Consider the following 26,538-nt stretch of genomic DNA (forward strand, 5'->3'; position numbering starts at 1 on the left):
CCTCAAATGACCACGGTTTCGTCGTGTGCGTCGCCCACGCGCGGTCGCGCTGCCTGCAACTGTTCGATTCTTTGCGCGAGTTGGTCGATGGTCGGACAATCGAGCAATCCGGCGAGGGTCTGGTCGACCTGGAACTCCTCGCGGCAGCGCGACAGCAACCGGATCGCCAACAACGAGTCGCCGCCCAGGTCGAAGAAATCGTCGTGGATGCCGACCTCGCGAAGCCCCAGCAAATCCTTCCATATCTGCGCCAGTCTGGATTGGACGTCGTTACCTGGTGCCTGCAGCGGGATGGCCAGCTCGGGACGCGCACGGGTCTCCACCGACAGGTTCTGGCCGGCGAGGAACGCACCCACGCCGACCCGTGCGGCCATCCGGGCGCGCTCGATCAGCGGCTGCAGTGGTTCGGTGGAGACCGCCACGCGACAGAAGTCCTGGTGCAGGATGCGATCGAAGACGTCGGTTCCGTCGCGAGAAGACATGCCGCGCAACAGTTGGTCAAAAAAATCCCCTTCGGATTGACGCGCATCCGGCGGCGGCGCCGTTTGCGTAAGCCCGAGCCGTTCCCAGCCATCGTAGGTCAGGACGATCTTGCCGATGTGGCGTGCGGCGGCCATGTAGTCGAACGCTTCGACAATGCGGTCGATCGGGAAGCTGCGGATCGGCAGCGCCGTCCAGTGGCCCTGTGCCAACTGCTCGACGGTTTTGCTCCAGGCGCGCTCCAGCCCCGGATCGGCGGTATCGACGACGATTGGCAGGAAGTGCTTGCCCTGCACCTGGGCGATCGGCTCCAGTTCGTCGTTGCCCAGGCCCAGTTCGAGGAACCGGCCCTGCGGGCGAAGCACGTCCAGGCTCGCGCGGCCCAGTTGCAGGCCCAAGGAGTTGAGCACGACATCCACGCCGCCGGCCGTGCGTTCGAGGATTTCGCGGGCAAAGGCCGGAGAGCGCGAGTCGTAGACATGCTGGACGCCGAGCCCGAGCAGGAACGCGCGCTTGGCCGGGCTGCCCGCGCTGGCATGGATGTTCGCGCCGATCTGCTGCGCCACCTGCACGGCCGCCAGCCCGACCCCACCGGTCGCGCTGTGAATGAGCACCGACTCGCCGCTGCGCAGGCCGCCGATCTCGCGCAACGCCAGCTGCGCGATGGTGAACGCCACCGGCGCCGCCGCGGCTTCGGCCACCGACAATCGCGCCGGTCGCCGCCGCAGCCACGCGGCCGGGTAGACCGCACGCGGGGCAACCCAGGGGCCGCCGAATCCCATCACTTCGTCGCCGACCTGCAGGGTGCCGACCTCGCTGCCGCAGCGGGCCACCACACCGGCGAATTCCAGGCCGAACTTACCCTTGGGACTCGGCGCCGGCACCATCCCGAGCGCCACCAGAACGTCCTTGAAGTTCAGCGCGGCGGCATGGATGTCGACTTCGACATCGTGCGGGCCCAGCGCAGGCAGATCCCTGGCGACGAAGCGTAATGCGCTCAATTCGCCGACGGTGCCTGTATCGAGCAGGAAGTTCGCCGGCGCTTGTGGCTGGGGTCGCTGCGACGGGGCGGACGCCGTGGACGGCGCCATCGCGCTCTTCCTGGCGGTCATGCCGCCTACCTCGACCCAGACCGCGCCCGATCCATCCACGATGCGCGCGTCGAGGGTCAGCGCGCCGCCGTCGCGCACCAGCGCCTGGTCGCTGCGCGCATGCGCGAACAACGCTTCTGGAAACCGCCCAGGCCTGCGAATCCGCACGCGGCGGTAGTGCAGCGGTACATAGGGTTCGGTCTGCGTCTGGAGCAAGGCGGGAATCAGGAACGAGACCGCGCAATCGAGCAGGGCCGGATGCAGCAGGTAATCATCGAGATCGCCGCGGTATTGTTCAGGCAGGCGCAAGCACGCGCTGCCACGGCCGTGGCCGGCGGCGACGCTTTCGAACGCACGCCAGCGCCCGCCGAAACGCATGCCGGCATCGCCCGTGCCGTGCCCGTTGCCCAGATGCGAGCCAGCATCGGCCAGCGGCGCACCGTCGAGGAAATCGTCCGTCGCATCGATGCTTTCGCTCTCATGCAGCGCGGCGATGTCGGCGCGGGCGTGCTCGGTCCAGGCGTCGCGCGTGCGCGCATCAAGCGTGCGGACAGTCAGCGAATAGCCTTCGCCGCGAGGCGTCAACACGACCTGCAGTTCGCATGCGTCGGCATCGGCGACCACCAGCGGCGCCATCAGGGTCAGATCGCTGATCTCGGCGCTGTGGCTGGCGGTGCATGCAGCGAACGCTGCGAATGCGAGTTCGATGTAGGCGGTGCCCGGCAGCACCGCGGTGCCTGCGATACGGTGTTCGTCCAGCACCCAGTTGTCTTGCGCGCGCAGCGTATTCTCGAACATCCATTCGCCGGCGACCGCGCCGGGCCGCTTGCGTCCCAGCAACGGATGCACGGGCGCAGGCAGCGCGACCGGCTCGGCATGGCGTTGCCGCTGCGCGAAACGCGCCTTCGCGCGTGCCGACATGCCGGCGTCCAGCCAGTCGGTCCAGTTGATCGATACGGTCAGGCCGCGCGCGTGCGCGTGCCGATACGCGGCGAACGCATCCAGGAAATCGTTGGCGGCGACGTAGCCGATTTCGCCGAATTTCAAGGCGTGCAGAACCGAGCCGATCGAGGAGCACAGCACGAAGAAGTCCAGCGCCCGCCCGTGCAGGATGTCGTCCAGATGCACCGCGCCGCGGACCTTCGCCCACAGGGCGCGCTCGGTGCCGTCCTGGCTGCGGTTCTGGATGATGCCGGCGGTATCGGCGACGCCGGCAGCGTGGATCACACCGTCGATCGCGCCGAAATCGTCTTCGATCGCGGCGATCGCCCGCACCAGCGCGTCACGATCGGCCACATCGGCCTGGTAGAGCCTGACCCGGCAGCCTTGCGCCCGTAGCGCGAGCAGCGCAGACGCCAGATGTGCCTGTTCTGGATCGGCGGCTTCGGCGCCGCTGGCCAGCGCCTGCCAGCGATCCTCCGGAGCGAACGCCGAGCGGCCGAGCAGAGCGATGTCGCAGCGTACGTTGCGCGCCAGATACGCGGCCAGCGCCAGTCCGACGCTGCCGTAACCGCCGGTAATCAGATACACGCCACCGTGCCTGAGCCTGGGCTTGGGCACCGCCGGCACCGGCAGGTGCACGGCCTCGAACGCCTGCACCCAGCGGGTATCGCCGCGGTATGCGCACACGACGTCTACCGGCTGGTTTTCGCATTCGGCGAGCAGGCGGTCGAGCAGGCGGTCTTCGACGACGGAGCCGGGATTCGGCGCGATCACGTCGACACCCAGGCACGACAGGTTGGGGTACTCCTGCGGAATGACCTTCAGTGCGGCGGTCAACGCCGCCTTGTCCGGTTGCGGGGCATGCTCGCCGCCGACATCGTGCACGCGACTGTAGACGCAGGTCAGGCGTATCGGCTGGGTGACGCCGGCCTTGCCCAGGGCCTGCGCCAGCGACAGCAGCGCATGCAGGCCGCGCCCGAGCCCTGCGCTCAGGCGCGCGGAAAGCGGCTCGGCATCGGCGGGGTCGGGCAGGCTCCACAGATGCACGATGCGGTCCGGCAGCCTGTCCTGGCGCGACAAGTCGGCCAGCAACGCGGCGTAGTCGCCGGGGCTGCGCGGATCGATGCTTGCGCGCGTGGCCGCGAGCGGTTCGAAACCAGGACCGGCGAACACCTCGATGACGTCGTGGCCGCGCTGTCTGATCCGTGTGGCGAATTCGGCGCAGAAGCGATCTTCCGCGGTCAGCAGCAGCCAGCGCTTGGGTGCCTGCGGCACCGGCGCTGCCGGCGGCGCCAGACAGCGTTTCCAGGTCGGAACGTAGCACCAGTCGCCTGGATCGGCGCTGGCCTCGTGCGCGGCTTGCACGACAGGTTGCTCCTGCTCCTGCTTTTGCACCTGCGCGGCGGTGAGCGTCTCGGGTGCTTCCAGCCAGTGACGCGAGCGCACGAACGGTAGCGAAGGAATCGGCAGTTTTCGCCGCGCCTGCTCGCCGTGAAAGGCGGCCCAATCCAGCGGCAATCGGTTTACCCACGCGGTGCCCAGGCCTTCGTATAGCCGCTGCGCCGTCGTCGCGGCGCCATCGGCGGGCTGCCACGCGTGCAGGTGCGCAGCCCATGAGGTGTGGCCGGCACCATCTGCCTGCGCGGAGAAGCACAACGCGACGTGATCGCGGCCCGAGACCAACGGTGAAGAAGCGCTCTTCGCGGCATCGGCGGCGTCGACGATCTCGGTCGTGTCCAGCAGCACGATGTCCGGATGCGCCTGGCGTACCGGTTGCGGCGTCGTGCCCGAGTACAACGCAGCGACGGCTTCGGACAGTGTGAGCGCTCCGGCCACGCACGCGGCCACGCCGGCACCGGCGCCGTTGCCGGCGACCGCCTGCGGCAGCACGCCCCAGCGCATCCACAAGCGCGCCATCGCGTATTGGCCGGCGAACAACACGGCCGCGCGCAGCGTGGCCTGTTGCGGCAGAGCCTCTTGCACGAATGCCGCGCACAGGTCGACGGACTCGCTGCCCGCGCACTGGCGCGCCGCGTCCGCGCACAGGCGAACGTCCGCACGGACGCTCGCCTCGTGCGCATATGCCGCTTTCATGACGCCGAAATCGTCGGCGCCGGGCTGCGGGAAAACGAAGGCCACGCGCAGGTGTGGCGCCGGCTCCGCGCTGCTTCCCGCGCCAGTGTCGATCAGCTCGAGCAAGTGCGTACGATCGCGCGCGACATAGGCGTGACGATGATCGAACGCTTTCCTGCACACGCCCAGGGTGAACGCCACATCGGCGATATCGACATCGCCGGCTTCGCGCAGATAAGCCGCCAGCTGCCGCGCGTTCGCAACACAGCCGGCGGCGGACGGCGCCGACACCGCAACGATGTGGAACGGCCGGGTCGACGCATCGCAGCGCGCAGCCGGCGGCGGCTCCTGCAGAATCAGGTGCACGTTGGTTCCGCCGATTCCGAACGCGCTGACGCCGGCGCGGCGCGGCTGCGGACCGTGCGGCCACGCGCTTGCCGTGGTTGGCACGTAGAAGGCGCTGCCTTCGAGCGCGCCTTGCGGATCGGGGCGGCGGAAATGCAGGCTCGGCGGGATCATCGCGTGCTGCAGCGCGAGTGCGGCCTTGATCAGCCCGGCCATGCCCGCGGCCGTGTCGAGATGCCCGATGTTGGTCTTCACCGAACCCAGCGCGCACGATCCGGCCGCGATCGCCGGGTCCGCGAACACGTCGGTCAACGCCTCCAGCTCGACCGCATCGCCGAGCAGTGTGCCGGTGCCATGGCCTTCCACCAGGGATATGTCGGTGGCATCGACGCCGGCGTTGGCGAGGGCCTGTTCGATGACCGTGCGCTGGCCGGATGCGCTCGGTGCGGCGAAACTGACCTTGTGGCTGCCGTCGTTGTTGACCGCGCCACCCAGAATGACCGCATGTATGAAGTCGCGGTCGCGCAGCGCGTCCTCGATCCGCTTGAGCACCACGAAGCCGCAGCCGCTGCCGCCGACGGTGCCCCCGGCATCGGCGTCGAAGGCGCGGCAATGGCCATCGCGCGCGTAGATGCCGCCAGGTTCGTAAGCCGGCGGTTGCTGCGGCAGCAGCACCGAACTGGCGCCGGCCAGGGCGATGTCGCATTGGTAGGTGGCCAGCGCCTGGCAAGCGCTGTGCACCGCGACCAGCCCGGTCGAGCATGCGGTACTGATGTTAACGCTCGGGCCCTTGAGGTCGAGTCGGTGCGAAATGGTGGTCGGATAAAAATCCTTGTCGTTGGTGAAAAGGATCTGCGACGCACCAACGGCCTGTGCCAGCGACGGATATATCGGCAGGATCTGGCCGAGCAGATAGGTGCTCAGGCTGGCGCCCATGAATACGCCGACCAGGCTGTCCGGAGCGGTGTTGGCGCAATTCGCGCTGTCCAGCGCGAGCCACGCGCATTCCAGCGCCAGCCGCAATTGCGGATCAGCGATGTCGGCCTGTCTCTGGGTGAAGCGGAAGAAGTGCGCGTCAAATTGTTCGACGTCGGCGAGTAGGGCGCGTGCGGCGGTGGCTTCGTGCCCGCCGCCGGTGCCTTGCTGCGGCACACGTGTTATCGATTCGATCCCACCGACCAGATTGCGCCAGAACTGTTGCGCAGTGTCCGCGCCGGGAAAGCGGCACGAGATGCCTGTAATCGCGACCGCGTCATGCCTGATACCCTGCAAGGTCAACGCCGCGTCGGTTTCGCGCATAGGTCAACAGCCTCCTGCCAGCATGATTATCCAACGCAATGACGTGTGATATCGTCCGGCCGCGCTTTATCCCGATCGTGGCGACATACACTAAGGCATGCAGCGAGCCTATCACAGTACCTTACGCGGTCGGTGCCGCCCGTATTGCGACGCAGGGAGGGTTGCGGCGGACACGACGCTGATCGAATGCCCGTGCGCGCCAGCGGCACTCGGCGCGCGCATGTCAATGCGTCGACAGGCCGAGGCTCGATGAATCGCAGGCTGGCCGACGCGGCGCTGCTGGCCTATGCCAGGCTGCTGCGTCGGTTCGAACGGGTGCCCGCCGCGACGGCGCAGGTCGAGCGGGTGGTGATCTTCTCCGCGCTGGGCCCGGGCCTGCGCGCCGGAGACCACATCGCGGCATCGATCGCGTTCGAACTGGTCGCCCGACGTTTCCCCGGCGCCGAACTGCATTTGGTCACCACCGCGTTCCAGGCCGGCAAGTTCCACGATCTCTACCTGCTGCACATGCCGATTGACCGCCTGATCGTTTGCGACGATCCAGCCTTCGGCCGCTGGCGCAACTGGCTGAGGCTGCTGCGCGGCTTGCGCGCTGCGCGCTATGACGCGTGCGTGCACGACAGCCGCGACACCCGGCTCAGTCCGCTGTTCGCTCACCTGTGCGGCATCGGCAGGCGCTTCGGCCTGCAGCGCGGGCTTGCCGTCGACGCCTTCGTCAACCAGGGCCAGATCGCGCTGAGCGGCGCCTGGGGCGCAATGACCTTGCTCGACATGGCCCAGGCCTATGCACGGGCGCTGGCGTTCGACCCGCCGCTGCCGCGCGAGCGGATCGACCCGCGCTTTCGGCTCGCGCCGGTGGATCGGCCGCTGGCGTTCTCCGGCCGGCGGCCGATCATCGTGGTACATCCCGGCGGCAGCCGCGACTGGAACCGGCGCTGGCCGGATGCCCATTACCAGGTGCTGTGCGAGCAGTTGCTGCGCCGATACCACGCGCAGATCGTCCTGGTCGGTGGCGACGACGAAAGCGACGAGGCGCAGCAACTGGTCGATCGCGTGCGCGAACGCTGCAGCGACGGCGAGTTGCGGCAAGCCTGCGGCGGCGACCTGAACTGGATGGCGCAGCACGTGGCGCAGGCGGATCTTGTGGTGGGCAACGATTCTTCGGTGATGCACATCGCCGGCTGTCTTGGCGTACCGGCGGTGATCATGTTCGGGCCGACGCCTTATTCGACCTGGGACGCCTATCGCAACCAGACCAGTGTGTCGCTGGAACTGGATTGCTGGCGCCACCGTCCCACGCTGCACCGCGACGCAGTGGCCGCCTGCAGCCGCGACTGCCCGGTCGAATACGATCCGGCACTACGCCGCTATCCGCATTGCATGACCGGCTTGAGCGTGGAGGCGGTCTTCGACGCCTGCGAACGCAAGCTCGCCGCAGGCGGGCGGCGCGACGGGCGCGACGGGCGCGACGCATCGAGCGTCGCCGGCACCGCCGCCGACCCGGCCTGAGCGGCGTGTCGCACGCGTGCAAGCGCAGGGCCGGCCCGGCGCTTGCATCGTTATCACGGCAAAGCCTTGCGTGATCCTTGCCGCGTGTGTGTCGATGTCCTAGGCTGGGACGGCAAGCATGGCCAGCTGCCGTACGGCGGGTCCGGGCGCACGAGCGCGGACTCGCGGTGACGCCGAAGACTGCTCGGGCTTGAACGACGCGTCGAGATGGCTTGATCCGCATTCCAGGGCCCAACAGTGAGCGAGCGATGGACAGCTGCGATCGATGCTTTGGCCTGGCGCACGATACGTGCGGCCGCCATCGGCCATGCCAGGGCGACTGAAGCAATCGCCGGTGCGCGCGAGCGGCGTTCGCGGCCGGACCAGGTGCGCAAGATCTGTTTGTTCGCGGCCATCGCCAACCGCGACAACCCGCATGTGCCCGGGCTCGGCGACCTGATCAGCAAGAACCTGTTCCTCAAGCTGCTCCGTCAAGCCTATCCAAACGCGCGGCTGTATTGCGTGGCCGGCCCCAACCTGCTTCGGCGCTATCGCGATTTCATGCTCAAGCACGGCTACATCGACGAAGTGGTCGAGTGCCCGGAACCGGGCGCGCGCGCGCCGCGACGCTGGATCGCGCTGATCCGCACGTTGCGCAGGCAGCGCTTCGACCTCTGCGTGATCGATCCCAGCAGCACCGGGTTGCGCGCGATCCAGGCCTATCTGAGCGGCATCCGCGAACGCGTCGGCGTGCCGCTGGACCCGGTCGAAGCTGTCTTCGTCAACAGGACGGTCGCGCTGGATTTCGCCCAGGCCGGGCGCTTTCCGGATCTGCTCGACAGCACGCGCGCCTTCGCCGAAGCGGCCGGCGTCGATATCGGATTGCACGTGCCGGGGCCGGGGCGATGTTTCCCCTACGTCGCCGACGAGGCGCACGAGCAACGGCGCGGCTTGCGCATCGCCGTGCACATCGGCGGCGACGCGCATTGGAACCGGCGCTGGCCGCTGACGCACTACCGCGAGCTATGCGCACGGCTGTGCCGCATCGACGGCGCCGGCGTGGTGCTGGTGGGCGGTGCGAGCGAGGCGGCCGAGATCGCATCGCTACGTGCCGCGGTGATCGCTGCTGATCCCGCCGCCGACATCCACGACGCGAGCGGCGGCAGCCTCAACCATATGGCCGCGCAGCTCGACCGCGCCGATCTGTTCGTCGGCAACGACTCCGCGCCCATGCATATCGCCGCTGCGCTGGGCAAGCCGGTCGTGGTGCCATGCGGGCCGATCGGCCCGGAGCTGTGGCAAAGAATGTATGCCGCGCGCGTAGTGCGTGGCGAGCACGCCTGCAGCCGGCCGTCGGCGTTCTCGCTGCAGCGGCATGGGCAGCGGCAGTTCTCGTGCGCCGAGTTCCACTGCCCCTACGCCTACGATCCGCGCGATCCGACATATCCGCGATGCCTGTCGGACACCGGCGTGCAGCAGGTGTTCGATGCGGTGCTGGACAGCGTCGCGGCGCGATGCGGCGCCAATGCGTCCGCGGCTTCGCGGTGCTGAGCGACGGAGGCCGCCGCGACAGCCGCCGGATGTGACGCGCTTTGTTTTTGCACGGGGGCAGGTCACAATCGGACCATGGGGTCGGTCCGGCGTCCACGGAAGCGATCCGGGGAATTCAGCGCAGGAGGCCAACCGATGACAACAAATTCCAACAATCTGCGCCGGCTGTACGCAGTGCTGATCGACAGCCTGGTGACCGCGGGCAGGGTCGCCGAAGCCGGGCAGTGTGCCGATCTGGCCGTGCGCCAAGGCGTCTGGAAGCACGCATTCCAGCGACCGCTGCACTACATCGACTATCTGCCGCCAGTAGTGTCCTACGATCCGGGCAAGTTCTGGATCGCCGGCTACCTGCAGCGCCACTACGCGGAAATCCTCGCCGAATTCGAGCGCGTCTCCACTGCCGACGGCGCCGCATTCAAACCGGTCGAGGAACCGCTCGTCGACCGCGGCGGCTGGGATCAGGTGATCTTCTACGAAGGCCGGCGCCGGTTCCAGCAGGTCGAGGAATTGTTCCCGGCGACCTCGGCGATCCTCGACCGCATCCCGCACGAACACCGCTGCGCGGGCGTGATCATGCTGTCGTGGCTGCAACCCGGAACGCATATCGCCCGCCACTGTGGATACACGAACGGCCGCCTGCGCATCCACATGGGGATCAAGACGCCCGCGGGCGCGAAGATGCGGGTGAACCAGTCCACGCTGACCTGGCAGCCGGGCGAGTGCCTGGTCTTCGACGATTCGATCGAACACGAAGTCTGGAACGACAGCGACGAGCCACGCGTGGTGATGCTCTACGACATCTTCCATCCCGCGCTCGCCGAAGCCGACCGGATCGAGCTTATGGGTGGCGAGTACGCGCAGGATCAGGTGCGCCGTTCGATGAAGGAGCGTGGATTCCGACGCCTGTCGCTGAAGAGCAACGGCGAAGTGCAGGTGGATCTGGACCGTTTCACCGATCTCACCGTGAGGCGCTACCTGACCGATAGCGGCATCAGCACGATCGAACTCGGCGCTGACGGCGAACTGCAGATCCAGCGCTGATGCGCGGCCCGGACATTCAGCCGTCGAGCAGCCGCGCGGCTCTTGCGAATGCGGCGGCGGTATTTGCGTATTCGCACTCGTCGAGCGGGATGTCGAGCACGAACGTGTGTACGCCGGCGCGGATCAGCGACGCCAACAGTTCCGCGGTGCGTTCGTGGCCTCCGACGAAGAACGGGCAGTCGGCCTGGAACGTCTTGAACGGCAGCATCCAGAATTCCGGCGACGCGTCGGTTTCCTGCGCCGCCGCCAGTTGCAGCCGGCGCTTCCACTGCGAATCGGTGTTGTTCATGGACTGCTGCTGCACGAACCGTCCCAGTTCGTCGTCCGGAAAGCGCGCGCGCGCCGCGACCCATGCCGACGCCTCGTCTTCGCGCGTGACGATGCCGAAGTGGATCGCCTGGCCGGTGATCGCGCCGTCGGCAAGCGCGGGCCCGAGCATCTGCAGGCCGATCGCGTCGATCCGGCTGGCCACGCGTGCAGCCGCATCTGAGTGTCCGGCGACGTAGTAGTGCGGCCGCAGGGCCTCATCCAGCGCCGGCAGCAACTGCAGGCCATCGACCGTGTAGTAGCGGCCGTCCACGGTCAGCGGCATCCCCTGCAGCAAACCATCGACGATCGATGCGTACTCGAGCAGGCGATCATAGCGTTCGTCGTGGTTCGCGCCGTCGCCGAGTGCTGCCAGATGGCTGAGCGAGGTGCCGGTCACCAGGTTCAGGCGGACTCGCCTGCGGAACATCAGGCCGAACGAGCTGATCATGCGCGCCACGGTGAACGGATGCATGTAGACCGGATTGACCGCCACCAGCGGCTGCAGGTGAGCGCTGCCGGCGGCCACGGCCTGTGCGATCAGCCAGGGCTCGACCGCGATCTCGTTGCCGGTGAGGATGAGGATGCCGGAGCAGCCGTGGCGATCGCTGAGCCGGATCGTCTCCAGCGAGTTCCGCCAGAACAGCTCGCCGTTGCCGGCACGGGAAATCAGCGACAGCAGTTCGATACGTCGGCCGCGGTACTCGAACATCCGGATATCCTCCGTCGACGGACAATTCCCATGCCCGGGGGGCGTCTTCCTTGTCGCTCGGCCACGCCCAGGCAAGGAAAACCAGGCCTGTCGCGCGCCGGCACGACGCGCCGGCGACGATACCACCGAACCCGGCCGTGCCGAGTGCGTTGCGGCCACGGCGCGAGCGGGCCGTTGCATTTGCGCCGCAATCGTACAGAATCGGCCACGCGCAGCTTCGTTCCTCCTGGCGGCGATCCGGTGCGAACGCATCGCTCCGGTTGGCGCAGTTCGTTGGGGCAGGGATGCTCGAAACTCCGCAACGCCGATAACCTTGATCGCGCACCAGGGGCTGACGTCGTGATGCATATCCTGATTCTCGCTTACGAGTTTCCACCCGTGACGTTCGGTGGCGCGGGCACGTATCTGGCGCAGTTGGCGCAGGGGCTGGAGTCGGCGGACCTGCGCCTGACCATCGTCGTCGGCGGCGGCGACAGACGCGATTCGATCATCGAAGCGAACCGGCAGGTCCACTTCCTGCGCCCGGCGGTCGACGAACTCTCGCTGGGATTCGAGTACTTCGGCCTGCTGTCCGACACGACCGCGGACGAGGTGGTTCGCCGGTGCGAAAGCGAATGGGGGATTCCCGACCTCATCCATTGCAACAACTGGTTCACCTACCGCTCCGGCGAGCGGCTGCGCGACTGCTGGGGCGTGCCGATCGTTGCCACGGTGCATTCGCTGGAGCATTTGTTCACGCCGCGCTGGGGCTGCGACACCCTGGCCTACATCGCCGAACTGGAGCGCGACATGTGCAGCCGCAGCGATCTGCTGATCGCGGTGAGCGCCTCTGTCGAAGACGACGTGCGCACGGTCTGCGCCGATGCAAAGATCGCGGTGATCCACAACGGTGCGCAGCCGCTGCCGCAACCCGATGCCGCCGCCATTGCCGAGGTCGCGGCCATGCTGGCGCCGGCCGGCGGCGATGAAGTCGGCACCGGCAAGCGCAAGATCGTCGCGTTCGCCGGGCGGCTGGTGCCGCAGAAGGGGCTGCGCTATCTGTTGCGCGCGTTCCAGCTGATCGGCACCGAGCGCGAGGACATCGTCTTGGTCGTCGCCGGCGACGGCACCGACCTCCACCCCCATGCCCTGCGCTACGTCGCCGAGCGCGATCCGGTGCTCGCCACATCGACGCGCTTCATCGGCAAGTTGAGCAGGCCGCAATTGCACGCGCTGTATGAGCGTTCGGCGGTGGCGGTGGTGCCGTCGCTGTATGAACCGTTCGGCTATGCGGCGATCGAAGCGATGGCAGCGGGTGTTCCGGTCGTCTGCAGCCGCATGGGCGGCCTGGCCGAAATTATCGAACACGACCGCAGCGGCGCCCTAGTCGACGTGTCGTTCGATGCATGCGGGTTTGCGCGGATCGATCCCCGCGTGCTCGCCGACGCCATCGTGGAACTGGTCGACGACCAGGAGCGGGCGATGCGCTACCGCGAGAGCGGACGCACGCGCGCCGCCGAGTTCAGCGGTGCGAGGATGGCGGAACATACGTTGCGTGCGTACCGTAGCGCAGCACAGCAAACGGCGGAATCGGTCCAGGCGAGGCGGCAACAGAATGCAGCTGTCGTTGCGTCGTCCGATGCCCGTTAAAGCGCGGGGCGGCACGGCGTTTGCCGCAAAATTATGATAAGAGTGGCCGTGGCGTAACGACGATGGGCGACCGCTGCCGCAGCAGGTAGCGCCAGTCGTGGGTCGCCTCGATCGCATCGAAGCACCGGCTCACATAGGGAGGAGGGATGGCGACGGAAGAGCTGCTTGAAAGCATCCGGGCGGGCAACCCGGCGGAGGTGGAGGTGGCGCTTGCGAAGGGTCCTGCACTGAACGCGCAAGACGAGCACGGCTGGACCGCGCTGTGCTGGGCCGCTGGCGGCGGCAATGCCGAGATCGTGCGCACGCTGCTCGCGCGCGGCGCGGATATCGGGCTGTGCGGCCAGGACCAGCGCACGCCGTACCTCATTGCGCTGGCAGCGGGACATCGCGATGCGGCGCAATTGCTGGCGCAGGCACAACAGCATCTTTGCTCCGGCGCCAGCCAGCCCGCCGATGGAGCAGAGCACCAACGCCCCTATTGCCGCGCCTATCCGCTCGCTGCATTGCAACAATTCGCGCAGTGGCCACACCACCGTGAACGCGCTCCAATGCCGGCACAGGATACGGACGCGATCGTGTTCCTGCACCGCGACTTCAGCGTGACCGGCTCGATCTGGGCGGGCGAAAGCGTGATCTTCGACGAGGTGAGCGACGAATGGCGCGCGTTCTGCCGGCAGCAGCTCGCATTTTCCCCGCCCACCGACCTGGATCTGCTGGACCCGGCGCAGGATGGCTGATTTTCCGGCCCACGCGGTGCGCACGCTGGTCGATCTGTTCCGGTGGCGGGCGGAGCGCGATGGCGACCGGCCGGCGTTCAAGTTTCTCGAACGCGGAGAGGTGCAGCAAGCCCTGACCTGGCGGCAGCTGGACGAGCAGGCGCGGCGGACCGCGGCGTTGCTGCAATCGCACGGCGTGCGTCCTGGCGATCGGGTGCCGATCTCCTATCCGTCGGGCCTGGACTATATCGTCGCCATCGCCGGCGTGCTGTACGCCGGAGCGATCGCGCTGCCGCTGCCGCAAGGCAACGCGCGCAGGCTCGCGTTCCGGCTTGGCCAGGTGGTCGCCGACAGCCGCGCGCGTTGCGTCATCGCGCCGGGCGATATGCGCCAAGGCTTCGTTGAAGCGGCCGAGCAGCGCCTGGCCGATGCGCGCTGGCTGGACCTGGGCGAACGCCATGCGATCGACGCCGCGGCCTGGCGCGCGCTCAAGATCGATGCCGAAGACACCGCCGTGCTGCAATACACGTCCGGATCGATTGGCGACCCGAAAGCCTGCGTGGTCAGCCATCGCAACGTGCTGTGCAACGAAGAGACGATCCGCGTCGCCTTCGGCCACGACCACGACACCGTGGTGGTCGGCTGGCTGCCGTTCTATCACGACATGGGTTTGTTCGGGAACATTCTGCAATCGGTATACGTGGGGTGCCCGTGCATCCTGTTTTCGTCCACCGAATTCTTCCGCGAACCGCTGCGCTGGATGGAGGCGATCACGCGTTTCGGCGGTACCACCAGCGGCGGGCCGAGCTTTGCTTACGAAATGTGCGCCAGGCGCGCAGCGCCCGAGGAGGTCGCACAGTGGGACCTGCGCAGCTGGCGACTTGCGTTCAACGGCGCCGAGCCGATCCAGGCCGAAACCCTGTCGCGCTTCGCGCGCGCATTCGCACCGAGCGGCTTCCGGCCGCAGGCCATGTACCCCTGCTATGGCATGGCCGAGGCGACGCTGTTCGTCACCGGTGCCGAGCTGGATCGCGAGCCGACCCTGTTGCCGGTGGACGCGCTGGCGTTGCAGCTGGACCGGATCGCGTCGCCGGCGCACCCGGCCCAGGCGCAGACGCTGGTCAGCTGCGGCAAGCCTGGCACCGGTGTATCGGTGGCGATCGTCGATCCGCAACGGCGGGTGGCGCTGGCCGACGGCAGGATCGGCGAAATCTGGGTGCATGGTCCCGGAGTGGTTGCCGGATACTTCGAAAAGCCGCAGGCGAGCGAGGAGACGTTCCGTGCCCGGCTCCAACACGACCTGCAGCGCGACTACCTGCGCACGGGCGATCTGGGCTGCCTGATCGACGGCGAGCTGTACGTGACCGGGCGGTTGAAAGACCTGATCATCCTGCGCGGCAGGAACTATCACCCGCACGATATCGAGCGGGTCGCCGAGCGCGCGCACGCGTCGATCCGCGCGGGCAGCAGTGCGGCCTTCGCGGTGGCCGATGTGGACGGCGAGCGGTTGGTGCTGGTCTGCGAAATCGAGCATCGCACCGGCTTCGAGCCCCAGGCAGCCGCCGACACGGTCCGCGCGGCGATCGCCGAGCACCTGGACGTGGGCGTGCACACCGTGGTGTTCGTACGCGCTGGCCAGGTGCCGAAAACCACCAGCGGCAAGATCCGCCGCCAGGCGTGCCGGCAATTGTTTCTCGACGATGCGCTGGTGCGGCTGGAGCCGCGCAAGGCCGTGCGCAGCGAACCGGAAGCCGACGAACCCGCGTCGGTGCTCGCGCAACAGGTTCTCGCCGCGGCCGCCGGGCTGCTCGGCCGTCCGGCAGCGGATCTGCCGCGCCACCGTTCGCTGCCGGCGCTCGGCATGGATTCGCTGATGATGGCGCGCCTGGCGCTGCTGCTGGAGGCGCAGCAGTTGATGGTTCCGCTGGCGCTGCTGCACGAAGTGGGTGGCCTGGACGAACTGATCGCGTATTGCCAGGCGCATCCGCACGATCCGCGCGCGCGGCGGCCGTCGTCACCTGCGCCTGCGCGCGCGCCGTTGAGCCATGGCCAGCGCAGCCTGTGGCTGCACGCCCAGCTTTTCCCCGCATCGCGGGCCTATCACCTAGCCTGGACGGCACGCCTTACCGGTGCGCTCGATGTCGACCGACTCGCGGCCGCCTTCCTCCAATTGCAGCGCACGCATGAGGCCTTGCGCATGCGGGTGGAGGTGGTCGCCGGCGAACCCTGGCAGCATTGGGACTCGCCGCCGGCGCAACTGATCCAGGTGGATGCGCGCCACTGCAGCGACGTGCAGCTGATGCAGCAACTGGCGGCACGCGCCGACACGGGTTTCGAGTTGCAGTCCGCGGCGCCGATCGAAGCGGTGCTGTACGCACGCTCCGATCGCGAGCACGTGCTGCTGCTGCGCGCCCACCATATCGCCGTGGACCTGGGCTCGTTGCCGATCCTGATGCACGCCTGGCAGGCCGCCTGCGGCGACGCCGTGCACCCACACCGATCGCGACCGCATGCCGGCGACGACGTGCAGCGCGAGATCGACTACCTAGCCAGCGCCGATGCGCACGAAGACACCGAGTACTGGCGCGACCGCCTGCACGGCTACCTGGCCCTGCCGGCGGCATTGCCTGGACGGCGCAAACGCGCGCTTGACCGCCGCCAGGGCGCGGCGACGGGCTGGCCGGTTGCGCCGGCCGTCGTCGAGGGCTTCGGGCGACTGGGCCGTGATCTCGGCTGCACCGCGTTCGATCTGCACCTGGCCGTGTACGCGGCCATGCTCGCGCATTGGACCGGGCGCACCGAGGTGGTGGTCGGGGTGCCGTTCGACCTGCGCGAGGGCGACGGTTCGTCCGACGCGATCGGTTACTGCGTGAACCTGCTGCCCATCGTCGTGGAAGTGAATCGCACGCAATCCTTCCGCGCATTCGCGGCGCGGGTGCGGAAGGCGGTGCTGGCGGCGCGCAAGCACGCGCGCCTGCCGTTGGACGCGATGGCGCAGCGCCTGGGCGCCGCGCGCGAACCGGGACAGGTGCCGTTCGTCGACGCGGTGTTCGTCTGGCGCACGCTCGGCGCCGCCGCACAGGCGTGGCATGCGCCGGGCCGCCTGGACGCGCGCCTGGCCGGCGCCGCGGTCGAGGTCATGGCACTCGATGAGCGCGGCGCGCAATTCGATTTCAGCATGGTCGTGACCGAAACCGGAACCGGAACCGGGCTGTCGGCCAAGCTCGTCTACGACCCGCAGGTGCTCGACGGCGAGAACATCGACCGTGCTGCAGAGCGCTTGCAGGCGCAATATCGCGCGGTCGCCGACGACGCGGACACGCCACTGTCGGCCTTGGCTCTGCTGGGCGCGGACGAGCGGCAACTGCTGCTGACCGCTTTCGACGGGCCTCGCCGAACGTATCCAGCGCAGGCGACGTTGCTGTCGCTGTTGCTCGAACAGGCCGCGCGCACGCCTGCGGCAGTGGCGCTGTGCGGCACGATGGGAGGCCCGGTCTGCGGGGACGCGCGGCCGCAGTGGACTTACGCGCAGCTGCACGCGATCGCGTCGCGGGTTGCGGCGCGATTGCGCCAGCGCGGATACGGCGGGCGCGATGCGCTTGTCGGCGTGGCCATCGACCGTTCGGCCGCGATGGTGGTGGCGATCCTGGCCGCGATCCATGCTGGCGCGGCCTATCTGCCGTTGGATCCGGACGAGCCGGACGATCACCTGAGGCAACTGCTGCAAGCCAGCGGTTGCGGGGTGGTGCTGTCGACCGCGGCGCACCGGAGCCGTGCGGCGTTCGCCGATGTCGAGTTCGTCGACATCGGTGTGGCCGGAGCCGCGGCCGCGCAACCGCTGTCTGCCGACATCGGCTGCCGGCCCGACGATCTGGCCTATGTGATCCACACCTCGGGATCGACCGGCCAGCCGAAGGGCGTGATGATCGAACACCGCGCCATCGTCAACCGCCTGCTGTGGATGGCCGAAACCTTCGAACTCGACGCGCGGCAGGTGTTCCTGCACAAGACGCCGGTGACCTTCGACGTGTCGGTGTGGGAGCTGTTCCTGCCGCTGCTGCTGGGCGCCAGGCTGGTTTTGCTCGCGACCGGCGGAGAACGCGATCCGCCGGTGCTGATCGAGCACATGCGCCGCTTCGACGTCAGCATCGCCCACTTCGTGCCGTCGATGCTGCTGGCACTGCTCGCACATCTGCCCGCGCAGACCCGCCTGCCGGCGTGGTCGCGCTGCATTTGCAGTGGCGAGGCACTGGAACCGCACTTGCGCGACCGTTTCGTCGACGCGTTCGGCGATACCGCGCTGATCAATCTCTACGGTCCGACCGAAGCCGCGGTCGACGTGACCTGGCATGTCGTCGGACGCGACGAGGCCGACATACCGATCGGCCGCGCTGCCGCCAACGTGAGGCTGCGGATCCTCGACGCGGACGAGCGGCCGGTTCCCATCGGCACGCCGGGAGAACTGTGCATCTGCGGCACGCAGGTCGCGCGCGGCTATCTGAATCGGCCCGAGGCCACGGCGCGTGCGTTCGGCGTCGATCCCGTGGACGGCGTCTCTCCGCTGTACCGCACCGGCGATTTCGCCCGCTGGCGCGGTGACGGCAGCGTGGAATACCTGGGCCGGCGCGACAGCCAGATCAAGATTCGTGGCCGGCGGGTCGAGCTGGGTGAGATCGAGCAGGCGTTGTGTGCCTGTCCCGGCGTGCTCGGCGCCGCGGTCGCCACCCGCAGCGACGCCCATGGCGATCTGGAGCTGGTGGCATTCCTGCTGGGCGAGACCTTGCCACCACTGGAGGCAGTGTTGGCGTTTCTCAGGCAGCGTCTGCCGCGGCCATTGATTCCCTCGGCGTTCGCGCGCGTGGACGTGCTGCCGTTGACCCGCAGCGGCAAACTCGACCGCGGCCGGTTGCCGTTTCAGGCACTGCAACGGCCGCGCGCGGGGTTCGAACCGCCGCGCACACCTCAGGAACACGCGCTGTGCCGGATATGGGCCGCCGAACTCGCGGTAGCCCCGGTCGGTGTGGACGACAATTTCTTCGACCTGGGCGGCGATTCCATCCGTGCATTGCGCATCGTTGCCGCGGGTGCCAGGGAGCAGTTGAATTTCACCGTGGCCGACCTGTTCGCCCGTCCGCGCGTACGTGCCCTGGCCGAGCGGCTGCAGGCTTCGGTGGCGGCCGCCATACCCGCGCCGCAGCCGTTCGAATTGATCCCGGCGCAGTGGCGCGACCGCCTGCCGGCCGACGTCGAGGACGCGTATCCGTTGTCGTACGTGCAACGCTCACTGGTGTACCTGTCCGAAACCAGTCCGGTCTACGAAATCTACGTAACCAGCCTGCGCATGAAGGGGCGCTGCGATCCGCAGCGGCTGGCGGAGTGCATGCGCCACGCAGCGCAGCGCCATCCATTCCTCCGGGTCAGCTTTGACCTGGTCGCGTTCGCAGAAGGCGTGCAGCGCGTGCACCGGGACGTCGAAGTGCCGTTCCAGGTGCTGGACCGGCGCGACGTGCCGGCAACGGCGCAGGCGCGTGAGCTGCACGAGTGGATGCTGGCCGAGCGCAAACGGCGGTTCGACTGGAACAGCGCACCGATGCTGCGCTTTACCGTGCACCGCTGGTCCGAACACGAGTTCCAGTTCAGCCTGAGCGACGCCGCATTCGATGGCTGGTGCGTGGCGTCGCTGATCACCGAGGTGCTGGAGGAGTACGCGGCGCTGTGCGAAGGCAGGCCCTTGCAGCGGACCGCGCCGGTCACGCGCTACGCCGACTTCATTGCCCTGGAGCGCGCCGCGGTCGCCGACGACGGCACGCGCGCGTTCTGGCACGACAAGGCGCGCCGCTTCGGCGCCGGTGCGCTACGCCGGCCGGAGCGCACGCCCTTGCAGGGCCAGCACCTGCAAGGGCGCGTCAGCGTCGCATTCGCGGCCGAGGTGCACGATGCCGCGGTGGGCCTGGCGCGCGCGCTTTCGGTTCCGCTCAAGAGCGTATTGCTCGCCACGCACATGCGCGTGCTGTCGGCGTTGTGCGGCCGCCGCGTCGTCAGCGGGTTGGAGGTCAACGGCCGGCCCGAGGGTGAGGACGGCGACCGCGTGATCGGTGTGTTCAACAATACGGTCGTGTTGTGCCTGGAACTGCAGGATGCCTCCTGGAGCGCATTGATCCGCGATTGCTGGCGCGCCGAGCAGGAACTGCAACCGTATCGCCGCTATCCCTACCATCAGCTGCGAAAGGACTTCGGCCAGACGCCGTTCGACGCGGTGTTCGTGTACACCGACTTCCACGTCTACCAGCGCATCGTCGGTGCCGAGACGTTCCAGGTGCTGTCCGCGTCGGCTTCGGACCAGACGTTCTTCGCGCTGACCGCGCATTTCAACCGCGACGTGCTTTCGGGCAGCTTGCAATTGCTGCTGGACTTCGATCCGGGCCAGTGGTCGGAGGCCAGCGTGCGCGCACTCGCCCAGGCGTATCGCGACAATCTCGCGGCGATGCTCGCCGATCCCGCGGCGGCGCATGCCGGCCGTGCCGTCGCATCGTCGGTGCCGGTGCCGGCCGTATCCGGCCCCCGCCAGCACTGCCTGCCCGAGCTGATCGGTGCGCAGGCACGCCGCCACCCCGACCGGGTCGCGATCGTCTGCGGCGACACCCATGTCAGCTATGCCGCGTTGTGGCGGGATGCGGAACAGATCGCGCTGGCCTTGCGCGAGCGCGGCCTCGGGCCGGAAGCGCTGGTCGGGGTGGACCTGCAGCGTTCGGTCGACCTGATCGCCGCGTTGCTGGGCATCTGGTTGTGCGGCGCCGCGTTCGTGCCGCTCAATCCGGGCGAACCGTTCGAACGCCGCGAGCGCATCGCGCGCGACAGCTTGGTTGCGCTGGTGCTGACCGATCACGCGCACGCGCTGGCCTGGCCGGTGCCGGCATGCACGCTGCCGTCGTTGCGCGGGTCGGCCCGGCGATATCGCCGCGTGCGGTCCCCGGCGGATCCGCGCAACGTCGCATATGCGATCTACACCTCCGGTTCGACCGGCGCGCCAAAAGGCGTGCTGATCCAGCACGATTCGCTGGCCAACTACGTCGCCTGGGCCGTCGCCCATTACGGCCTGGACGGCGGCGACGTGCCGGTGCATACCGCGACGTCGTTCGACCTGACCATCACCAGCCAAATCGCGCCGTTGACTGTCGGCGCGACCCTGCGCCTGATGGCCGATGCCGACGGCGTGGCCGAACTGGCCACGGAGTTGATGCACGGGCCGGGCGCGGCGTTGATCAAATTGACGCCCTCGCACCTGGATTACCTGGCGCGTGCCACCCAGGCCGACGGCATCGCTCATCCGCCGGAGCGGCTGGTCGTGGGCGGCGAAGCCTTGCGCGCGCAATCGCTGCACGCATGGCGTCGCCACGGCACCCGGATTTTCAACGAGTACGGTCCGACCGAAGCCACGGTCGGATGCTGCGTGCACGAGATCGGCCAGGACGATCCCGAGCACGGCAGCGTCGCGATCGGCGCGCCGATCGCGACGACACGCCTGTACGTGCTTGATCCCTGGGGCGAGCCGCTCGCGCCGGGCCTGGTCGGCGAACTATGGATTTCCGGCACGGGCCTGGCGCGCGGCTATCACGGCGCGCCGGCCGGGACCGCCGACCGGTTCCGGCCCGATCCGTTCGCAGCCGGCGCGCGCGCGTATAGGAGCGGCGACCTTGCGTTCGTGAACGACGCCGGCTTGTTCGAATACGTCGGCCGCAGCGACCGTCAGCTCAAGATCCGCGGCTTCCGCATCGAGCCGTCAGAGATCGAAGCGGCGCTGTTATCGCATCCGCAGCTGGTTTCAGCCGCCGTGGTCGCGCGCCGCACCGCGGCGGGCACCATGGCGCTGGCCGCCCATGTCGTCGCCCGCAACGGCCAGAAGCCGCAACCGCAAGCGCTGCGCACGTACCTGGCCGCGCGATTGTCCGAACCGATGCTGCCGGCGACGATCGCCGTCGTCGACGCGTTGCCGCTGACCCGCAACGGCAAGATCGACTACCCGCAACTGGCCGCCGCCGCGCCTGACGAGCGCGAACGCCTGCGCGAACTGTTGCAACGCATCGAATCCGCGAGCGCCGAGGAAATCGCGCTGTTGCTGAGCGACTCGGACCCGTAGCGCGGGCCCATTGGGACAGGGTGAGAAATGGACGAATTGAAACAACGTATCGCGAATCTGTCGGCCGAACGCCGAGAGGCGTTGCGGCGGCTTGCACCCGAGCAGTACGCCGCCCTTGTCGCGGCGGACCACGCCGGTCAGGCGCTGGAACAGCAGCTCAAGGACATCTGGAGCGACGTGCTCGGCATCGCGGTCGCGCGCGATGACAATTACTTCGAACTCGGCGGCGACTCGGTGCTCAGCGTGTCGATCGTCGCCAAGGCCAGGGCAGGGGGGCTGCCACTGTCGTCGACGCTGTTGTTCCGTCATCCGACCGTTGCCGGACTGGCCCAGGCGCTGAAACAGGTGCCGGCGGAACACTCCGGCGAACCGGCGATCGAACCCACGGCAGCGACGGCCGCTGTGCTGGCCGCGCCGCTGACGCCGTTGCAGCTGGGCATGGTGTTCCATTCCCAACACGACGCGGGCCAGGCTGCTTATGTCAGCCAGCTGTCATGCGCGCTGTCGGGCCCGCTCGATCGCGACCGCGTCGAACAGGCATGGAAGCAGCTGGCGCAGCGGCACGCCGTGCTGCAGGCGGCGGTGGATCTGGACGATCCGCTGCACCCCAGGCTGCGCCGCTACCGCGATGCGATGCCGTCGATCGAATACCGCATACTGGAGGGGGCGACGGCCGAGGCGGCGCAGCGATCGTTGCAGGCGTTCCTGGAGCAGGATCTGGCACGCGAGTTCGATCTGGCGCGCGCGCCGTTGATGCGCGTGACCTTGCTGGAGACCGAACACGGCCAGCACCGCTGCGTGTGGACGCATCATCACTTGCTATTGGACGGCTGGTCGCAGTTGATCGTGCTGCAGGAATTCCAGTCGCTGTACCTCGGCGACGTGTTGCCGTCGGTAACGACGTCGTTCCTGGACTACGCCAACTGGCTGGCCCGCCGCGAGACCGACGCTGCGGCCGCGTTCTGGAAAACCTACCTGCGCGGCGCCGCTCCGCTTTCGCTGGCGCACACCGCCACGGCCGCGACGGCGAAGCAGGCGCGCATCGCAGTGCGCCTGGCCGCCGCCGACATCGCCGTGCCGGCGTTGGCGAAGCGTCTGCGCGTGACCCCGGCGGTATTGCTGGAGGCAGCCTGGGCGCTGGCATTGGGCCAGATCGCGGCCACCGCGGAGGTCAGCTTCGGACTGACCGCGAGCGTGCGTCCGGCGGAACTTCCCGACAGCGAACGCATCGTCGGCCTGTGCATCAACACCTTGCCCATGCGCATCGCCATCGCCCACGACGGCACGGTGGCCGCGTGGCTGGCGGGCGTCCAGTCGGCGCAACACGCATGGCTCGAGCATGCCCACGCCGCGCTGCCCGAGGTGTTGCGTTGGACCCAGGCCGGCAAGGACCTGTTCGACAGCCTGCTGGTGTTCGAGAACCTGCCGCGGCAACTTGCCGCGCAGAGCGGTGCGGTGTTTCGCGAAATCGCGGACGTGGTCTCGACCGTGCGTGAACATTATCCGCTGGTGCTGGTGGTCACTCCGGGCGAGGACTTCCTGGCCGAGCTCAAGTACCTGCCGGCGGCGATCGGTGACGAGCAGGCGCAAACAGTCATGGCCTTGTTCGAATGCGCCCTGCACGCACTGCATCAGGAAACGCACATGCCGGCGCTCGCCGCGCGGCTCAGGGCGGCAGCGCACGCGCGCATGCAGACGCTGCGCGAACAGCGCGCCGCCGACGACCGGCGCCTGCTGCTGGGCGCGCGACGCGCGCCGGTGCGTCTAGATACTGACGCGGCGTCATGAGCGAGCTGCCGCGATTGCCGGCGAAGCGGCGCCTGGTCGTGCACAGCACGCAGGATCTGGTCGCGTTGCAGTTGCCCACCGCCGGCAGCCTCGATATTCCGCTGATCTCGCCCACCACCGACCGCGTCGACCTGGTCGCATGGTGCGCCGACAACCGTGAGCGCCTGAACGAACTGCGGCGCCGTCATGGCGCGATCGCGCTGCGTGGATTCCGCGTCGGCGACGCCGACGGCCTGCGCCGGCTGGTACTGGCGATGGGCGACGAGCCAATGGCCTACCTCGAACGTTCCAGCCCGCGCATGCGGGTCGGCGAGGACGTCTACACCTCGACCGAGTACGCCGCATCGCAGGCCATCCGCATGCATTGCGAAAACTCCTACGCTAGCCATTGGCCGCGGCACATCGCCTTCTACTGCCGGACCCCGGCCGACGCCGGCGGCGCCACGCCGATCGCCGACTGCCGCCGCGTGCTCGCGGCGCTGGACCCGGCGATCGTCGCCGAGTTCCGTGCGCGCGGCGTGCGCTACATACGCAACTTTCATCCCGAGCTCGGCCTGTCCTGGCGCGAGGTGTTCGCGGTGGATACGCGCGAGCAGGCGGAGGCACGCTGCCGCGCGACCCAGAGCGGATTCGAATGGTCGCACGACGGCGTGTTGCGGACATGGCGCAACGCGCCGGCGGTGGTCCTGCATCCGCACACGCGCGAGCCGACCTGGTTCAACCATGCAGCGTTCTTTCATGTGTCGTCGTTGCCGCAGGAGATCGCGAGCGGCCTACTGCAGCGCCATGAATACCTGGCGCTGCCCAACCACACCTACTACGGCGACGGTGGCGTCATCGACGACGCCACCGTCGCCGCGATCAACCGCGCCTACGACGACAACGCGCTGGGCTTCGACTGGCGGCGCGAGGACGTTGTGCTGCTCGACAACATGCTCTACTCGCACGGACGCGCGCGCTACAGCGGTCCGCGCAGCGTGTTGGTCAGCATGAGCGATCGCATCGCGGCCTCGGCGGTGGAGCCGGGATGAGCGACGCCATAGCGTGGGCCGGGAGCGACGGCAGGCGGCACCTAGCGATCGTCGGCGGCGGCCAGGCCGCGAAGTGGTTGCTATTCGGCCTGGCCGAGCGCCTTGCCCGCGGCGAGCGGAGCCTGTCGCAGCTGCGGATCAGCGTGTTCGAGCGCGGTTGGGAATTCGGCACCGGCTTCGCCTGGAGCCGCCACAACACGCTCGCCGAGCACGAAACCAGCCTGGCCGCGCCGATCAGCCGGGTTGCGTTTGGCGACGACCAGCGGCGCCAGTTCCAGGACACGGTGTCGTTGCTGCGCGAGCACGGACTGATCGTGGACCTGCGCCGGGGGATCGAGATCGCGTCCATTCAGCGCGAAAACGGGGCGCTGCACCTGTCGATCGCCGGCGGCGACAGCGTTCGCGCCGATGCCGTGGTGCTGGCGAGCGGCCACTGGCAGCCGCGCGATCCGCTGGAAGGCGCTCCCGGCTATCACGTCAGTCCCTGGCCTGCGGCCAAGTTGCAGGAAGACGTCTGCGGACGCTGGCTGCGCGAGGGCGCGCGCGCGTCCAAACGGGTACTGGTGCTGGGCACGTATCTCAACGCGCTGGACGCGGTGATCAGCCTTTCGCACCGGGTCGGCCGCTTCATCGAGGAGGCGGACGGCGGATTGCGCTTCGAGGGGCCGCGACAATTCAGCATCGTCATGGGATCGCGTCGTGGCAGTCTTCCGCGGGTGTGGGGACGTGCGCCGTCGCTACGGCCCGCGCGCGTGCTGACCGCGGCCGCGCTGGAGTCGTTGCGCGGCGCAGCAAACGCGGAGGGATTCGTCCCGCTCGACGCGTGCATCGAACTGCTCGAACAGGAAATCGCGCTTGAACAAGGCCAGCGACCGTCGTTGCGCTTGCTCCGTGTGGCCGCAGGACCTGGGCGGAAACGGTGCGCCGCAGACACGACCATCGGTTTGCGTCATCGGCTGGCGTCGGACCTGCGCGCTGCGTTCGCACCTGAATCGGGCTCACGCCGCTACGCCGACACGCTGCGGGTGCCATGGCAAGTCGCGCTGTTCTCGACGTTGCCGGTGCTCAGCGAGTATTCGCACGCGCTGTGCGCTGAGGATGAGTTCGACTTCGATCAACGCCTGCGCACGCGCTTGTTTCACCACGCGATGCCGATGACGCTGCACAGCGCACGCAAGCTTCAGGCACTGATGGCGTCGGGGCATCTGCAGGTGATGGCACTCGGGCCGCACTATGCTTGTGTTCCGAATCTGCAAGGGGTAGTGTTGACCAGTCCCGCGCTGGAAGCGCTTCGAGAAATACAGGAGTTCACCGATGTCGTGAGGGCCTACGCGGGCTCGGGCGATATACGACACCATCCGACATCTCTTGTTCAAGGCGCCCTGCGCTCTGGGATCCTGCAACCCGCGGCTAGATATTTTCGCAATCCGGATCACGCCGACGCCATCGCAGTACGCAAAGGGGCTTCGGCCTTGATCGAGCGCCGCCGTGGACCCGCTCTCGTCGTCGGAGGCGTGGATGTGAATCCCGGCACGCGTGAAGTCATTGGGGCCGATTCCGAGTTCGCCACCGCTGACCAGCCGTTGTTGTTCGCGATGGGGCCGTTGCTGATCGGCCAGTTCCTCGACGCGCACAGCATCGGCCAGTTGATTCGCGACAGTGGCCGAATTCTCGACACATTGACGTCCACGCAAAAGCGGACGAAGTAGTAGGCACCATCGGAAATGTTTGGATGTCGCTGCGCCGATCGAACACAGGCGGCAGCAAAACGATGTGATCGAACGTGATGATGTAAGCGGGCTTGGCCGCCTTCCAGCAGGACCACTATCCGATGGTCCGCCGGCCACGCAAAGCGTTAGGGCGACGAATTAGGAAGTGCTCCTCTCTGATTTGCAACCGGAGGTTGTGG

The 26,538-nt window shown here is 68.1% G+C and carries 11 protein-coding genes; 9 read left to right on the plus strand and 2 right to left on the minus strand.

Annotation, left to right across the window (positions count from 1 at the left end):
- Nucleotides 1–2 precede the first annotated feature (2 nt).
- The gene (locus AC1PLA_RS11050; RefSeq protein WP_349780765.1) at nucleotides 3–6,230 is read right to left on the minus strand and encodes an SDR family oxidoreductase; all 6,228 of its coding nucleotides are present in this window, start codon (nucleotides 6,228–6,230) and stop codon (nucleotides 3–5) included.
- Nucleotides 6,231–6,275: 45 nt separating this feature from the next.
- Here AC1PLA_RS11050 and AC1PLA_RS11055 point away from each other — a divergent pair, with 45 nt between their 5' ends.
- The 3 genes from AC1PLA_RS11055 (at nucleotide 6,276) to AC1PLA_RS11065 (ending at nucleotide 10,310) form a co-directional block, all read left to right on the plus strand.
- Complete coding sequence (locus AC1PLA_RS11055) at nucleotides 6,276–7,739, plus strand: glycosyltransferase family 9 protein (RefSeq protein ID WP_349780766.1); 1,464 nt, start codon at nucleotides 6,276–6,278, stop codon at nucleotides 7,737–7,739.
- A gap of 366 nt (nucleotides 7,740–8,105) precedes the next feature.
- The gene (locus AC1PLA_RS11060) at nucleotides 8,106–9,269 is read left to right on the plus strand and encodes a glycosyltransferase family 9 protein (RefSeq protein ID WP_146098056.1); all 1,164 of its coding nucleotides are present in this window, start codon (nucleotides 8,106–8,108) and stop codon (nucleotides 9,267–9,269) included.
- Between the two features lie 174 nt (nucleotides 9,270–9,443).
- Complete coding sequence (locus tag AC1PLA_RS11065) at nucleotides 9,444–10,310, plus strand: aspartyl/asparaginyl beta-hydroxylase domain-containing protein (RefSeq protein ID WP_180968757.1); 867 nt, start codon at nucleotides 9,444–9,446, stop codon at nucleotides 10,308–10,310.
- A gap of 16 nt (nucleotides 10,311–10,326) precedes the next feature.
- Here the strand turns inward: AC1PLA_RS11065 and AC1PLA_RS11070 are convergent, their stop codons facing one another.
- Nucleotides 10,327–11,328 carry an LLM class flavin-dependent oxidoreductase gene (locus AC1PLA_RS11070; protein ID WP_181098613.1) on the minus strand — a complete coding sequence of 334 codons (1,002 nt, stop codon included), beginning with the start codon at nucleotides 11,326–11,328 and terminating at the stop codon, nucleotides 10,327–10,329.
- Nucleotides 11,329–11,670: 342 nt separating this feature from the next.
- On the opposite strand from AC1PLA_RS11070, the gene AC1PLA_RS11075 reads away from it, so the two are divergent.
- From AC1PLA_RS11075 to AC1PLA_RS11100, 6 genes are all read left to right on the plus strand, one after another.
- On the plus strand, nucleotides 11,671–12,957 hold the full coding sequence (locus AC1PLA_RS11075) for a glycosyltransferase family 4 protein (RefSeq protein ID WP_181098612.1): 1,287 nt from the start codon (nucleotides 11,671–11,673) through the stop codon (nucleotides 12,955–12,957).
- A 146-nt stretch (nucleotides 12,958–13,103) separates the two neighbouring features.
- Entirely contained in the window at nucleotides 13,104–13,694 is a 591-nt protein-coding gene (locus AC1PLA_RS11080; protein ID WP_102252151.1) for an ankyrin repeat domain-containing protein, read from the plus strand.
- Nucleotides 13,687–21,810 carry an amino acid adenylation domain-containing protein gene (locus AC1PLA_RS11085; protein WP_481104546.1) on the plus strand — a complete coding sequence of 2,708 codons (8,124 nt, stop codon included), beginning with the start codon at nucleotides 13,687–13,689 and terminating at the stop codon, nucleotides 21,808–21,810. The genes AC1PLA_RS11080 and AC1PLA_RS11085 overlap by 8 nt, the downstream gene beginning before the upstream one ends.
- Before the next feature lie 36 nt (nucleotides 21,811–21,846).
- The gene (locus AC1PLA_RS11090) at nucleotides 21,847–23,598 is read left to right on the plus strand and encodes a condensation domain-containing protein (RefSeq protein WP_481104547.1); all 1,752 of its coding nucleotides are present in this window, start codon (nucleotides 21,847–21,849) and stop codon (nucleotides 23,596–23,598) included.
- Nucleotides 23,595–24,629 carry a TauD/TfdA family dioxygenase gene (locus AC1PLA_RS11095; RefSeq protein ID WP_481104548.1) on the plus strand — a complete coding sequence of 345 codons (1,035 nt, stop codon included), beginning with the start codon at nucleotides 23,595–23,597 and terminating at the stop codon, nucleotides 24,627–24,629. Before AC1PLA_RS11090 ends, AC1PLA_RS11095 begins: the two co-directional genes overlap by 4 nt.
- Nucleotides 24,626–26,338: an FAD/NAD(P)-binding protein gene (locus tag AC1PLA_RS11100; protein ID WP_481104549.1), complete on the plus strand. Its 1,713-nt coding sequence runs from the start codon at nucleotides 24,626–24,628 to the stop codon at nucleotides 26,336–26,338. The genes AC1PLA_RS11095 and AC1PLA_RS11100 overlap by 4 nt, the downstream gene beginning before the upstream one ends.
- The last annotated feature ends 200 nt before the right edge of the window (nucleotides 26,339–26,538 follow it).

The sequence above is a fragment of the Xanthomonas sp. NCPPB 1826 genome (assembly GCF_056725285.1).